At 57.7% G+C, this 13,316-nt stretch carries 15 protein-coding genes; 11 read left to right on the forward strand and 4 right to left on the reverse strand.

The features are described from left to right. Positions 1–3 precede the first annotated feature (3 nt). On the forward strand, positions 4–669 hold the full coding sequence (locus tag ACWJ62_RS11700) for a response regulator transcription factor (protein WP_008176124.1): 666 nt from the start codon (positions 4–6) through the stop codon (positions 667–669). 75 nt (positions 670–744) lie between these two features. On the opposite strand, the gene ACWJ62_RS11705 is transcribed toward ACWJ62_RS11700, so the two are convergent. After that, positions 745–1,728 (reverse strand): D-2-hydroxyacid dehydrogenase, encoded by a 984-nt coding sequence (locus tag ACWJ62_RS11705; protein WP_449286342.1) that lies wholly within the window; start codon positions 1,726–1,728, stop codon positions 745–747. Positions 1,729–1,968: 240 nt separating this feature from the next. Between ACWJ62_RS11705 and ACWJ62_RS11710 the strand changes: the two genes are divergently transcribed. From ACWJ62_RS11710 to ACWJ62_RS11720, 3 genes are read left to right on the forward strand one after another with little or no spacing between them, the layout of a single operon-like run. After that, complete coding sequence (locus ACWJ62_RS11710; protein WP_449286343.1) at positions 1,969–3,195, forward strand: pyridoxal phosphate-dependent aminotransferase; 1,227 nt, start codon at positions 1,969–1,971, stop codon at positions 3,193–3,195. 9 nt (positions 3,196–3,204) lie between these two features. Beyond that, positions 3,205–3,396: a CPXCG motif-containing cysteine-rich protein gene (locus ACWJ62_RS11715; protein ID WP_008176119.1), complete on the forward strand. Its 192-nt coding sequence runs from the start codon at positions 3,205–3,207 to the stop codon at positions 3,394–3,396. Beyond that, positions 3,389–3,961 (forward strand): DUF1439 domain-containing protein, encoded by a 573-nt coding sequence (locus ACWJ62_RS11720; protein ID WP_449286344.1) that lies wholly within the window; start codon positions 3,389–3,391, stop codon positions 3,959–3,961. The genes ACWJ62_RS11715 and ACWJ62_RS11720 overlap by 8 nt, the downstream gene beginning before the upstream one ends. 7 nt (positions 3,962–3,968) lie before the next feature. Here ACWJ62_RS11720 and ACWJ62_RS11725 read toward each other — a convergent pair whose 3' ends face one another. Further along, positions 3,969–5,123, reverse strand: a complete 1,155-nt coding sequence (locus ACWJ62_RS11725; RefSeq protein ID WP_449286345.1) for an isocitrate/isopropylmalate dehydrogenase family protein — start codon at positions 5,121–5,123, stop codon at positions 3,969–3,971. Between the two features lie 193 nt (positions 5,124–5,316). Here ACWJ62_RS11725 and ACWJ62_RS11730 point away from each other — a divergent pair, with 193 nt between their 5' ends. Then, on the forward strand, positions 5,317–6,087 hold the full coding sequence (locus ACWJ62_RS11730) for an EAL domain-containing protein (protein WP_449286346.1): 771 nt from the start codon (positions 5,317–5,319) through the stop codon (positions 6,085–6,087). Between the two features lie 29 nt (positions 6,088–6,116). Then, positions 6,117–6,473 (forward strand): hypothetical protein, encoded by a 357-nt coding sequence (locus tag ACWJ62_RS11735; protein ID WP_240339418.1) that lies wholly within the window; start codon positions 6,117–6,119, stop codon positions 6,471–6,473. A 3-nt stretch (positions 6,474–6,476) separates the two neighbouring features. Here ACWJ62_RS11735 and ACWJ62_RS11740 read toward each other — a convergent pair whose 3' ends face one another. Then, on the reverse strand, positions 6,477–7,370 hold the full coding sequence (locus ACWJ62_RS11740) for a LysR family transcriptional regulator (RefSeq protein ID WP_148608031.1): 894 nt from the start codon (positions 7,368–7,370) through the stop codon (positions 6,477–6,479). 154 nt (positions 7,371–7,524) lie between these two features. Here ACWJ62_RS11740 and ACWJ62_RS11745 point away from each other — a divergent pair, with 154 nt between their 5' ends. The 5 genes from ACWJ62_RS11745 to ACWJ62_RS11765 all read left to right on the forward strand — a co-directional run bounded on the left by ACWJ62_RS11745 (position 7,525) and on the right by ACWJ62_RS11765 (position 12,311). Then, positions 7,525–8,736, forward strand: a complete 1,212-nt coding sequence (locus tag ACWJ62_RS11745; RefSeq protein WP_449286347.1) for an acyl-CoA dehydrogenase family protein — start codon at positions 7,525–7,527, stop codon at positions 8,734–8,736. A 163-nt stretch (positions 8,737–8,899) separates the two neighbouring features. After that, positions 8,900–9,718 carry an SDR family oxidoreductase gene (locus tag ACWJ62_RS11750; RefSeq protein ID WP_014576311.1) on the forward strand — a complete coding sequence of 273 codons (819 nt, stop codon included), beginning with the start codon at positions 8,900–8,902 and terminating at the stop codon, positions 9,716–9,718. Between the two features lie 51 nt (positions 9,719–9,769). Beyond that, entirely contained in the window at positions 9,770–10,834 is a 1,065-nt protein-coding gene (locus ACWJ62_RS11755; protein WP_014576312.1) for a phosphotransferase family protein, read from the forward strand. Next, a complete protein-coding gene (locus ACWJ62_RS11760) occupies positions 10,834–11,523 on the forward strand; it encodes a histidine phosphatase family protein (protein ID WP_449286348.1) in 690 nt (229 codons plus the stop codon). The genes ACWJ62_RS11755 and ACWJ62_RS11760 overlap by 1 nt, the downstream gene beginning before the upstream one ends. Positions 11,524–11,540: 17 nt before the next feature. Beyond that, the gene (locus ACWJ62_RS11765; RefSeq protein WP_449286349.1) at positions 11,541–12,311 is read left to right on the forward strand and encodes an SDR family oxidoreductase; all 771 of its coding nucleotides are present in this window, start codon (positions 11,541–11,543) and stop codon (positions 12,309–12,311) included. Positions 12,312–12,372: 61 nt separating this feature from the next. Here ACWJ62_RS11765 and ACWJ62_RS11770 read toward each other — a convergent pair whose 3' ends face one another. After that, positions 12,373–13,251, reverse strand: coding sequence for a DUF6279 family lipoprotein (locus ACWJ62_RS11770; protein WP_449286350.1), 879 nt, complete (start codon positions 13,249–13,251; stop codon positions 12,373–12,375). Positions 13,252–13,316: the final 65 nt, after the last annotated feature.

The raw sequence follows: 13,316 nt of genomic DNA on the forward strand, positions 1-13,316 counted from the left end.
TGAATGGCACAAACAATTATCGTCGCTGATGATCACCCGCTGTTTCGCGCAGCACTGAAGCAGGCGGTCAGTCAGGCGGTGCCCGATGCTGAGACGGTGGAAGTCGACAGCATCAAGGCACTGCAGGCGGCGGTAGAGTCGCACCCGGATGCGGATCTGGTTCTGCTGGATCTCAACATGCCGGGTGCCCATGGCTTCTCCGGGCTCGTGTTCATGCGCGGGCAGTACCCGGGGCTGCCGGTGGTGGTTGTGTCAGGATCCGAAGAATTGCAGGTCATGCGTCGCTCGATTGACTACGGCGCTTCCGGCTTCATACCGAAGTCGGCGCCGCTGCCTACCATTACCGAGGCGATTCAGGCGGTTCTGGAAGGCGACGTCTGGTTGCCGCAGGGAGTGGCCGACAAGATTGAGCGTATGCATTCAGATGCCACCGACTTTTCAGAGAAGCTGGCATCGCTGACGCCTCAACAGTTCCGGGTGCTGGGTATGCTGGCCGAGGGACTTCTGAACAAACAGATCGCCTATGATCTGGATGTGTCGGAAGCCACCATCAAGGCTCATATCACGGCGGTCTTCCGGAAGCTCGGAGTGCGGAACCGCACTCAGGCGGTGATTGCAATCCAGCAGATGGAGATTGATCCATCGGATCAGTCCTTGTCTGGTAGCTGATTGGTTTTGATGGTTCGAATATAAAACGGGAGCCTTTTGGCTCCCGTTTTGTTTTTGGATGAGTGCCAGACACGGTTATTTGCTGCCAGCGTAACCCAATTCCTTGTCGACCAAATTGAACAGCTCGTCACCCTTGTGCCAGCGGTCGAAGTTCTCCAGGAACTGGTCCGTCAGTGCGCGCTTCCAGCCGATGAAATCGCCAGCCATGTGCGCTGTCATGGTGACATTCTCCATGTCCCAGAGCGGGTGGTCTTCGGCCAGCGGCTCCTCCTCGAAGACATCGAGGCCGGCGCCGGCAATCTCGCCATTCCGGAGCGCCGTAATCAGATCATTGGTTTTGACGATTGGGCCGCGGCCAATATTGATCAGGCGGGCGGATTTTTTCATGGCCTTGAAGGCTTTTTCGTCAAACAGGCCCTCGGTCTGGGGTGTCAATGGCGCCGCAATGACCACAAAGTCGGCGTGCCCAAGCTGCTCGTAAAGATCGTCATTGCCGTGCACCGCCACAAAATCCGGGTCTTCCTTCCTGGGCTTGCGGGCGATGCCGTGTGCTTTTAATCCGGCGGCGCCGACCAGGCGGCCGATCTGCCGGCCGATAGAACCTGCGCCGACAACCAGAACCTGCTTGCCCTCTGCCCGCTCCGTATCCCGATGCTTCCACTGGTGCTTCACCTGCAGGCGGATAGAGTTCGGGAAATCCTTTGCGAACATGAGGATGGTGCAGAGCACGTATTCCGCAATGGTGCGGTCGAAAATGCCCCGGGCATTGGTGACGGTCACATCATCCCTGATCAGATCCGGGAACATCAGGGCGTCGACGCCGGCACTGGTGGCGTGGATCCATTTCAGCTTGTCTGCAGTGTGCCAGGCGGCCGCGAGGGCCTCCGTGCGAAAGTCCGTCACCATCATGATGTCGGTGCCCGGCAGGGTGTCGCGAAGGGTTGGCTCGTCGCAGGCAAAGCGCACATCGGCGCGGGCCCTGACTGCGTCCATTCCCGGCGGTTCCTGCTCTCCCGGCGCGGTGAGAACGGTAACAACAGGTTTGCTGTGTTGAGTCATTGAGCCTCCGCCTTTTTGATGAATGACTTGGTGGAACTGGTCGTCGCCCCCGAGGGGTAATAACAGTCTGGTCGGCAGGCACTGTCGGGTCAACTTGCGGAGCAACAGATTTTGCTCTGACCGCGGTGATGGCGGTACTTTCACGTACATCATCTATATGATTTTTTGTCTTGTAGAGGCCTGCCATACTGACTAACCTGCAGGGGTAGATTTTATTTGCCCCGTTTGCAGGAGGTGTTTATGGCAGAAGCCGCCAACAAAGAAACTGGCCAGGCCAAACCGCGTCGAGTCAAGTACCGGAAAACCAAGGCCAGTTGGAACCCTGCCATGCAGGCGGTCCCGGTGCCGGGTATCCGTCGCATGGTGAATATGGCGGCCACCATGAAGGATGTTATTCATCTTTCCATCGGTCAGCCGGATCTGCCGACTCCAAAGCACGTCATCGATGCCTACATCGATGCGCTTAATGCGGGGCAGACGGGCTATACCATGGATGCCGGCCTGCCTGAATTGCTGGTGGCCTTGCGCGACTATTACGGCAAGCGCTACAACCGGAAACTGACCCGGGACAACATCCTGATTACCAGCGGCGCCACCGAGGCCATGTACCTGGCTATCTCTGCCACCTCTGCGCCGGGACGGCAGTTTATCGTGACGGACCCGTCGTTTTTGCTTTATGCGCCCCTGATTCGTATGAACGGTGGCGAAGTAAAGTTTGTGCAGACCCGGGCAGAGAATAACCACCAGCTGGATCCGGATGAGGTCATCAAGGCCATGGGGCCCAGGACTTATGCGCTGATCCTGAACAACCCCAACAACCCGACCGGGGCGGTGTACCCGCGTAGCACCGTGGAGACCATCCTTGAGGAATGCGCGTATCGGGGAATTCAGGTGTATGCCGATGAAGTCTACGACCACCTGATCTTTGATGACGAAGACTTCGCCAGCGTGCTGAACTGCTCGATGGATCTGGACAACATCATGTGCATCAGCAGTTTTTCAAAAACCTACAGCATGGCGGGTCTGCGTGTTGGCTGGGTGATTGCCAGCCAGGCGGCCATCAAATCTCTGCGTCGCTTCCACATGTTCACCACCTCCGTGGCTAATACGCCGTCCCAGTTTGCCGGCGTCGCAGCACTGACCGGTGACCAGCAATGCGTTCGCGATATGGTGGACATCTATCGTGAACGCAGAGACAAAGTGGTCGAGCTGGTGGATCAGACCCCCTACATGACCGGCTACAAGCCCGGCGGTGCCTTCTTCGCCTTCCCGGATCTCCCGCCCCATGTCGATGGCTCGGATCTGGCTCTGCGAATGTTGAAGGAAACGGGCGTCTGTATGGTGCCCGGTGATGCCTTTGGCGAGGGGTGTACTAACGCCGTGCGGATCAGTTTCTCCACGACCTGCGAGAAGCTGGAAGAGGCGTTCGATCGTGTCATCCCCTGGATGGCCAAGCAACAGTTCTGAGGTGATGCCATGTCTGCCCTGGATTCGGTGCTGATTCAGTGCCCGTACTGCTGGGAAACGCTGGATGTCAGCGTCGACCCGTCGGTACCGGAACAGGAGTATGTCGAGGATTGCCAGGTCTGCTGTAGGCCCATCTTGATACACGTGGTTTTTGACGACACTCTGACGCCTCATGTCGAGGCCCGGGCCGAGAATGAATAGAACGCCGATTTACGCCCTGCGGGCGCTTGTGGCCCTGCTGCTGGTGCTCGCCAGCGGTTGTGCCAGTCTTTCTCCCTATTCCATTTCCGAAGGCGAGCTGGAACGGCACCTTCAGGATGTGGTTCGCGAGTTTGACCGCAACCAACTGAATAGTGGTTCGCCATTAAGTCTGAGTCTGGACGACGCCGACATTACCCTCGGCCCCGACGGACGCGACGTGGCAGTGATCGATCTGAAGGGGCAGGTGGCCCTGAATGCGTTAATGGCGAAGCTGCCCGTTGATATCGCCTTGAAGGTCGAGGGAGCGCCAGTTTACGACAGCACTGAGAAAGCCATCTTCATACGGCGGTTGCAGCTTCTGGAAAGCAGTATCGACTCTCCGTTCTTCAAAGGGGATCTGAAGCCTGTAACCGATACGGTCATGCGTCTGGTCGCCCAGATGCTGGAGACCATGCCGGTTTACCGGCTGGACGAAACCGACTTCGCCCAGCGTATGTTCGGTATGATGCCCGTAGATGTGCGCGTGGCCCCTGGCCGGCTCGAATTTGTCATGGCCGACCAGTAACCCTGATTTATTGAGACAGCCGCTCGCAGATCGCAGAGCCGATCTCATGGGTGCCTCGCCGGCTCCCCGAGTTCTCGGCAAGGTCGGCGGCCACCGCATCGAACAGTTCCTTGCCAGCCGCGGCAATGGCAGGGTCCTTGCGGCCCAGCCACTCGAGCATGCGGGCGGCGGTAAAGAGCATGGCGGTGGGGTCAGCCAGGCCCTGCCCGGCAATGTCCGGCGCGCTGCCATGGGTGGGTTCGAACATAGACGGCATATCCGGATCCGTCGGGTTCAGGTTGCAGGAGGGGGCCACGCCCATGCCACCTGACAGTACCGCCGCGAGGTCGGTCAGAATGTCCCCCTGGAGGTTGCTCGCGACCACCACATCAAAGGCCCAGGGGCTTTGCACAAACTTCATGCAGGCCGCGTCCACCAGTTCATGATGTGTGGCCACGTCCGGGTATTCCTTGCTGATTTCGTCGAAAGCTTCGGTGTACATGTCGCCCCAGTAGCGCAAGGCATTGCGCTTGGTAACCAGGCACACCTGGCTTTCACAGGTTCTTCCGTCCAGCGTCCGGAATGTCCGTGACCGGCCCTCTGTAACCCGGTCTGCGGCTCGGTTTCGGGCCTGCTCAAATCCGTAACGGATAATCCGGTCGGTTGCCTTGCGTGTAAACACCTCCATCTGGGTGGCTACCTCGTCTGGCGTGCCCTTGCGCAACCGACCACCCTGGCTGACGTATTCACCCTCCGAGTTTTCCCGAATCACCAGCATGTCGATGTCCTTGGCACGCTCATCGGCCAGGTACTGGCGGGCACCGGGCAGAAGCCGTGCCGGACGCTCACAGACCCACTGGTCGAACCCTTTGCGCATGTCCAGCAGTGGCGCCAGTGAGATGCTGTCTGGCAGCAAGTATCGGTCCGGATCGTCCACAGGACCGGGATCGCCAAGTGCACCCAGCAGGATGGCATCGAACTTCTGTAACTGCGCCAGGGCATCCGCCGGCATGGATTCGCCATGCTCCTCATGCCAGGCGTGTGATGGCCATGGAAACCGTGTCCACTCGAGTTCCAGGCCGTGTTTGGCGCGCAGGGTCTCGAGGCAGCGCACAGCCTCGGCCACCACTTCTGGGCCTATGCCGTCGCCCGGGGTCACAGCGATGCGGGTAGTTTGGGCCATTCGGGAAACTCCTTTTGTGGACAGACACGTATAAACGACAAACCCCAGTTTAGTCATGTAAGCAGGGGATGCCACCGTTTGACATGCTTTAACCAGAAAGTGGTTTTACCAGGGAGGGGATCGCAGCTATATTGGGTTGAAAATATGCCTTGTAAAGACAGCAAAATCGCCAGAAGTGAATTCAGGAGTTGAAGTGGACCAACCCGCCGTACTGTTTGACGAGTCTCATTGCGAGCAATGTGCCTGTGGAGAGGGGTTGGATTTTTCCTTTACCTTCGCATTCCAGCCCATTGTTGACGTCCTTAACAAATCTGTTTACGCCTACGAGGCCCTCGTTAGGGGCACTGAAGGAGAGGGTGCCATGAGCGTTCTCTCGAAGGTGAATGAGCGGAACCGCTATGCATTTGATCAGGTTTGTCGCGTCAAGGCGGTCAAGCTTGCCGCCAGGCTGAAAATGGAGACAATGCTCAGCATTAACTTCATGCCCAATGCGGTATACAAAGCCGAGTACTGTATTCGTACTACGCTTGCCGCTGCGAAAACCTACAACTTTGATACCCGCAAAATCATTTTCGAGCTCACCGAGGACGAACAACTGACGTCCACGTCTGTCGACCACCTTGTGTCGATCATTGAGGCGTATCAGGAGATGGGGTTCAGCACCGCCATTGATGATTTTGGTGCTGGCTTCTCGCGTTACAACATTATGATGGCCAGCCCGCCAAATCTCTTGAAGCTGGATATGGCACTGATCCGCGATATCGATCGGGAGCCGAACAAGCAGGCCGTTGTTGCCGGCATCATCACCATGATGACCCAGCTTGGCGGCCAGATAATCGCTGAGGGCGTCGAAACCAAGGAAGAATATTTCTGGTTGCGCTCCCAGGGAATTAATCTCTACCAGGGCTATCTGTTTGCCAAACCGGGGTTCGAATGCCTTCCGGAGCCCGAGTTTCCGGCCTGAGCGGCCTCTAAACTGACAGGAACAACACCTTGCTATACCGAATGATCACCATTGTCGGCGGACTGGTTTTCGTCATCATCCTGTTCGCCCTGATCTGGTTTTTCTGCAAGAAATTTCTCGAGCACCATGGCGTCACCGACCAGGTCAAAGATCGCGCCATGGTTCTGGCTACCTGGACCTTTGCCGGCATCAGCGTTGGGCTGGTGTTCGCGGTAGTCGGTGCGTTTGTACTCGGCCCCTGGGCTTTCTACCGAACCCTAAGGGGGCATGATGTGGAAATATCCGATGGCGCCGCCGTCTGGTGGGGGCTTGGAATCGTAGTCGCCGCCCTGGGTATCACTGCTATTGGGTTTTTCGGTTTCCTTATGGTGGTTGGTGCCTACTGAGGCTCAACTGATAGCCTTCAACTGCTCCCGGAACCAGATCAGGGCCGGTTCTCTCTCGTAAGCCTTGTGCCAATACAGATGCACGTCGATGGATGGCAGGTTTGCGGGCGGGTCCATGATCCGTATGTTGGCTCGCTCCGCAATGATGCGGGCGTAAGCTTCCGGCATGGTCAGCAGGAGATCGGTGTCCTCCACAACTCTGCAAGCGGCGTAATAATGCTGGCACCTTAGCCGGATACTGCGCTGTACGCCCAGCCTCGACAGCTCAAAGTCTTCAATTCCGGGGCCCTCGGTTCTTGAAGATACCAGCACGTGTTTCGCGGACAGATACCCTTCCATATCCAGAGCCTCTGTTGCCAGCGGATGCCCTTCCCGGGCCAGCACCACCAGGCGGTCGCGCCGCAGCAGTTCATGGGAAGTCTGGTTGCTTACGGGCAATAACACATCCACGGCAAAATCCAGTTTGCCGGCGGCCAGTTGCGTCTCCATGTCACGCCGCGCGATCCGCTGGCTGACGATCTCCAGTTCCGGGTAGGCGTCCAGACGCGCCATCAGGCGGGGCAGGAAGGTGGATTCCAGGATATCCCGCAACCCGAGCGAATACGTTTTGCGCTGGGTGGCCGGATCGAAAGCATGAAACTGGTTTACTGCGCCCTGGATCTGGGTGAGGCCCGGCCGCATGGACTCGAGGAACCGTCGGGCCAATGGCGTCGGCACCATCTGATTGCCCTGGCGGGTAAACAGCGGATCATCAAAATGGTCCCGGAGCCGGGAAAGCGAATGACTTACCGCAGGCTGTGTCAGATGCAGTGCCCTGGCCGCGCGGGTCAGGCTGCCTTCCCGGTAGATGGTGTCAAATACGTGCAACAGGTTCAGGTCCAGGCGGTTGAGGGCCATGAGCGGGATCCATTCTTTAGATATTTTGAATAAGTTTGGTTAATACTAAACGATAAGAATAATTCAGTCGCGTAATAGTTGAGTCATCCCTAGACTGGTCTCAACGTGATGATTCCATGCACGCTACTGTGCAACCGTTAGCGAGGAGACGGCGATGGATTTCAATATTTCCGAGAAAGGACAGGACTATCTCAACCGCGTGAAACAGTTCATGAAGGATGAGATTTTTCCCATCGAAGAGCAGTACCACAAGGAGCTTGCCTCTCTGGATAACCGCTGGGTTGTGCTGCCGATCATCCGGGAGCTGAAGGAGAAGGCCAAAGCCCAGGGTCTCTGGAACATGTTCTTCCCGGACGAAAAATACGGCTGTGGTCTGCTGAACTCCGACTATGCCCTGATTGCCGAGGAAACCGGGCGCAGCTTTATTGCGCCTGAGATCTTCAACTGCAATGCTCCAGACACCGGCAATATGGAAGTGCTGATCCACTATGGCTCTGAAGAGCAGAAAGCCGAGTGGCTGCCACGGCTGCTCAGCGGCGAGATCCGCTCTGCCTTCTGCATGACCGAGCCTGCTGTGGCCTCGTCTGATGCCACTAACATGGAAGCAACCGCCATTGTCGAAGGCGACGAAGTGGTTCTGAACGGTCGCAAGTGGTGGAGCACCGGTATCGGGCATCCCGACTGCAAGGTTGCCATCTTCATGGGTCTGACGGATCCGGATGCGCACAAGCATCGCCGTCATTCCATGGTGCTGGTGCCGCTGGACACCCCAGGCGTGAAGATTGAGCGCATGCTGCCGGTGTTCGGTGAATACGATGAGCCGTATGGTCATGGGGAGGTGTTGTTCGACAACGTCCGTTTGCCCAAGAGCGCATTCATCGCCGGTCCGGGCCGCGGGTTCGAGATCGCCCAGGGGCGCCTTGGGCCGGGCCGTGTGCACCATTGCATGCGGGCGATCGGTGCGGCGGAGCGCACATTGGAGATTCTGATCAAGCGTGCCACCACTCGTGAGGCCTTCGGGCGGCCGATCGCCAAGCTGGGCGGCAATCCGGATATCATTGCCAATGCCCGCATGGCCATTGAGCAGGCCCGTCTGCTTACGCTGAAATGCGCCTGGGCACTGGATACCAAGGGCATCATGGGGGCGCTTCAGGAGGTCTCCATGATCAAGGCGGTGATTCCGTCCATGTTGCAAAACATTGTGGATCAGGCCATTCAGATTCACGGTGGTGCCGGGGTCAGCGATGACGACTTCCCGCTGACGCAGCTGTTTGCCTATGCCCGTGTTTTACGCCTGGCGGATGGCCCGGATGAGGTGCATCGGGCTATGGTGGCCCGTCTTGAATTGCGAAAGTACAAGAACTGATAGCTCGGTGGCGGAGCTGGCCTTCTGAAACACGCTGTGAATACGTCCATGTACGCTTGGCTACGCCATCCATGGCTCCGCACAGTTTCAGAAGGCCAGCCCCGCCCACTCTCGTATACCTGTGAGTTGAGCTGACTAAAAATCCGATACAACGGGAATCACCATGACACAAAGAGTATTCATCACGGGCGGCGCAAGCGGACTTGGCCGCGCCATAGCACTGCGTTATGCCAAAGAAGGCGCCAAAGTTTGCATCGGCGACATTAACCCGGAGCAGGGTGTTGGCGTCGAGAAAGAGATTAATGCGGCCGGAGGCGAAGGCTATTTCGTCGAATGCGATGTTCGACGTCTGACCGATTTCGAAAAGGTCCGCGATGATCTCGTGAAGAAATGGGGCGGCGTCGATGTGGTGGTGAACAACGCCGGTGTTGCTTCGGCCGGTTCCATTGAAGATACCACCATGGCGGATTGGGAGTGGATTCTCGATATCAACGTGCTGGGTGTGGTTCGCGGCTGTAAGGCGTTCACGCCGCAGTTCAAGCAGCAGGGCTCCGGGGCGTTCGTGAATGTGGCTTCCATGGCCGGGCTGATGCTGGCGCCGTTGATGGATAGCTACAATGTGACCAAGGCCGGGGTGATTGCCCTGTCTGAAACCCTGAGCCAGGAGCTTCGGGATGCGGGTATTCATGTGAGCTGCGTGTGCCCGGCGTTTTTCCAGACCAATCTGACCAGCAGCATGCGTTCAGATATCCCCGGCATTCAGCAGAATGTGAACAAGCTGATGAAGCGGTCCACGGTGACCGCTGAGGATGTGGCCGAGGATATTTTCCGGTCGGTGGAAAACAAGAGCTTCTGGGTATTGCCCCATGCCAAGGAGCGCCGTATGTGGATGCTCAAGCGCCATGCGCCGAAGGCTTTCGACTGGCTGATGCATCAGGAAAGCAAGCGCTGGATGAGCAAGATGGGTGGCAGCAAGGCCTGAGGGCGCTGTTTTTAACTGTCTTTAACTGAAGATTCAAAAGGAGAGTCCTGAATGACCCAGATCGACGAGGCCGTGGACATCCGGGAAGGCGAGGAGCTGGATACTGGCGCTGTAGACCGGTTCATGAAAGAGGCGATCCCTGATCTGCAAGGCGAGCCAGAGATTCGTCAATACCCGGGCGGCGCCTCAAACCTGACCTACCAGGTGGATTACGGCGACCGGTCCTACGTCTTGCGGCGGCCGCCGTTCGGCAAGATCGCCAAGTCTGCCCACGACATGCTGCGTGAGGCGAAGGTCATGCGGGCGCTCAAACCGGTTTATCCCTACGTGCCCAACATCATTGCCATTTGCGATGATCACGATGTGCTGGGTTGCGATTTCTACGTGATGGAACGGTTGAAGGGCATCATCCTGCGCCAGGACTTTCCGAAGGATTTCGAGCTCAGTGAAGCCGATACCCGCAAGCTTTGCCTGAATGTGATCGACAAGCTGGTGGATCTGCACCGTGTGGATGCCAAGGCAGCAGGCCTGGACAAGCTGGGCAAGGGCGAGGGCTACGTTCAGCGCCAGATTGGCGGCTGGAGTGACCGTTTCCGCAAGGCACGCACCGACGATGTGGGCGACTTCGAGCAGGTGATGAGCTGGCTCAACGACAAGATGCCTGAAGACATTGCCCAGGTGGTGATCCACAACGATTTCCGCTTCGATAACGTGGTGCTGAACCCTGACAACCCGTTTGAGGTCATCGGCGTGCTGGACTGGGAGATGGCCACCATCGGGGATCCGCTGATGGATCTGGGGAACAGCCTGGCCTACTGGATTGAGGCGGACGACGAAGGCCCGTTCCAGATGCTGCGCCGCCAGCCGACCCATCGCCCGGGCATGCTTACCCGCAAGGAAGTGGTGGCATATTACATGGAGCAGTCCGGCTTCAAGGTGGACAACTTCGACTTCTATGAGATCTATGGCCTGTTCCGGCTGGCGGTCATCATTCAGCAGATCTATTACCGGTTCTACCATGGCCAGACCAAAGACAAGCGTTTCGCCGCCTTTGGCCATGCCGCCAATTATCTCGAGAAGCGTTGCCAGCGGCTGATCGCGGAGAGCTCCCTGTAATGGCGACGATTTATCTGGTTCGTCACGGCCAGGCCAGTTTTGGGAAAGAGAACTACGATCAACTGTCCTCCACCGGTTGGGAACAGGGCAGGGTGCTTGGCCGCTGGCTCGCTGGCAAGGTGGAACCGGCGGCGATTTTTGGGGGCGATCTGGAGCGTCACCGGGAAACCGTTGAAGCCATCGCCACCGGGTACGGGACGAAACTGCCCGATATGCAAGTGGTTCCCGGCTTCAACGAGTTTGATCACACAACTGTGGTGGCCCGGTACCGCCCGGAGTGGAGTGACCGGGCGGTGATGGCCCGGGACCTCAAGGCGTTTCCCAAACCGGCCAAAGCGTTCCAGGAGGCCTTTGTGCACGCGGTGCATCGCTGGGCCTCGGGCGAGTTTGACCACGAATACGACGAAAGCTGGCCGGACTTCAAGGCCCGTGTTCTGGCGGCGTTCGAGGAAATGATTGAGTACGCCGATGGCGGCGACGTACTGGTGGCGACCTCCGGTGGACCGATTTCCGTAATAGCCCAGCATCTGCTTGGCCTGGATGACGCCCGGGCACTGGGCCTGAACGAGGTGATCGCCAACACCAGTGTGTCGCGGGTCCTTTATTCAGGCCCCCGGCGCAGCCTGGCCGTTTTTAATAACTACAGCCACCTGGAGGCGGATGATGCCGCCCTGGTGACATTCCGATAGTGAATTGAGGTGAACGAATGAGCAGCAAGAACCTGTTTGATCTGACTGGCAAGGTTGCCCTGATTACCGGTGCCAGCCGCGGCATCGGCGAGTGCATTGCCCGGACCCTTTCCGATTATGGCGCCCACGTGATTGTCAGTAGTCGCAAGATTGACGGTTGCGAAGCCGTTGCCAGCAGCATCCGGGATGGCGGCGGCAGCGCCGAAGCCTACGCCTGCCACATCGGGGATATGGACCAGATTGAGAGCATCTGGGGGCATATTGAACAGACCCATGGCAAGCTGGACATCCTGGTAAACAACGCCGCGGCCAATCCCTATTTCGGGCCGGTGGAAGACACCGATCTGGGCGCCTTCAACAAGACCGTGGATGTGAACATCCGTGGTTATTTCTTCATGTGTGCACGCGGCGCCCAGATGATGAAAAAAGCCGGTGGTGGCTCTATCGTGAACGTGGCGTCCGTGAACGGCGTCAATCCGGGGCACTACCAGGGCATCTACTCGGTTACCAAGGCCGCCGTCATTTCCATGACCAAGTCCTTTGCCATGGAGCTGGGTCAGCAGAAAATCCGCGTGAACGCGCTGCTGCCAGGGCTGACCGATACCAAGTTCGCCAGCGCCCTGACCACCAACGAGGCCATCAAGAAGCAAGCCATGGCCCATATCCCCATGAAGCGGGTGGCCGATCCGAGCGAGATGGCGGGTACAGTGCTGTATCTGGTTTCCGATGCTTCCAGCTACACCACGGGTGCCTGCATCAATGCCGATGGTGGTTACCTGACAGTCTGAGTATCCGTTGGGGTCGGATGAACGCTTTCATCTGACCCCGTCTTCAATACTTCCGAGACTATCAGGCCGGCGAGCAGGTCAGTGCCTCAAAATCGCTGTTCAGCTCCACCGCCCGATTTTGAAGCTGGGCCAGTGTTTCCCTGTCACCTGCCATAATCAAGTCGTGCATCAGGGAGGCCATGGCAATGCGGCTCTCCGCCATCATGGCTTTGTAAGCGTCACCCCGCACTTCCTCTGAATTCAGAATCAGATGTTCCAGTTCCGCCTCGAACGTCGGCTCGTCTCTTCCCTCCAGTGTTTTCAGCAGTGCCAGTTGCCAGTTCCTGCGCCCCTGCAGCCAGATTTCAGTCTGGGCGCCCCGATTGGCTGACCATTGCCGTACGATGTCTCGTTGCTCACTGTTCAGCTCCCCCAGCCAACGCTCAACCCGCTCTGCGGTCCTCTCTGCGCGTGCTGCGGCTGTCGCCTCCGGGGAATCGGCCAGGAATTCTTCCTCCATTTCCCGCTGGCTTTGCGCCATGTTGTCCGCCAACTCCTGAATCTGTTCGTCGCTAAGGCTTGAGAGAAGGTTCACGGCGACGGGCGTTGCCCTTTCCAGAAGACTCGGGAAGAAACCGAAAAGCTGCTGTTGATGGTAGTCGATGGTGGCCAGGTTGGGCGGGTTGCTTGAAACATCAGATTCGAGTTCATCCAGCCAGGCCTGGTAGCGGGGCAGTTCGGCGCTGCAATGCCATTGGCGCAGTTGCTCAATATCGCTGTTGAGCTGCTGTTTCTGGTCGGCCGTGAGTGTCACGTAGTCTTCTATCCACCACACGATGCCCCAATCCGCGTATCGATAAGCGAGCTTGGTTGAACTGCAGCCAACCAGAGCAAACGCCAGTACCAGAATGAGGACAAACGGTTTGAAAAAGCCGGGTGTCCTGTCTTTGGCAGTATTCATAGCCCACCTGTCTTGGTAAAAAGGCTTATCGAAAAAAGATTGCAAGCTCACTATCATTCTAGGTT

It is taken from the genome of Marinobacter sp. PE14 (assembly GCF_053566155.1).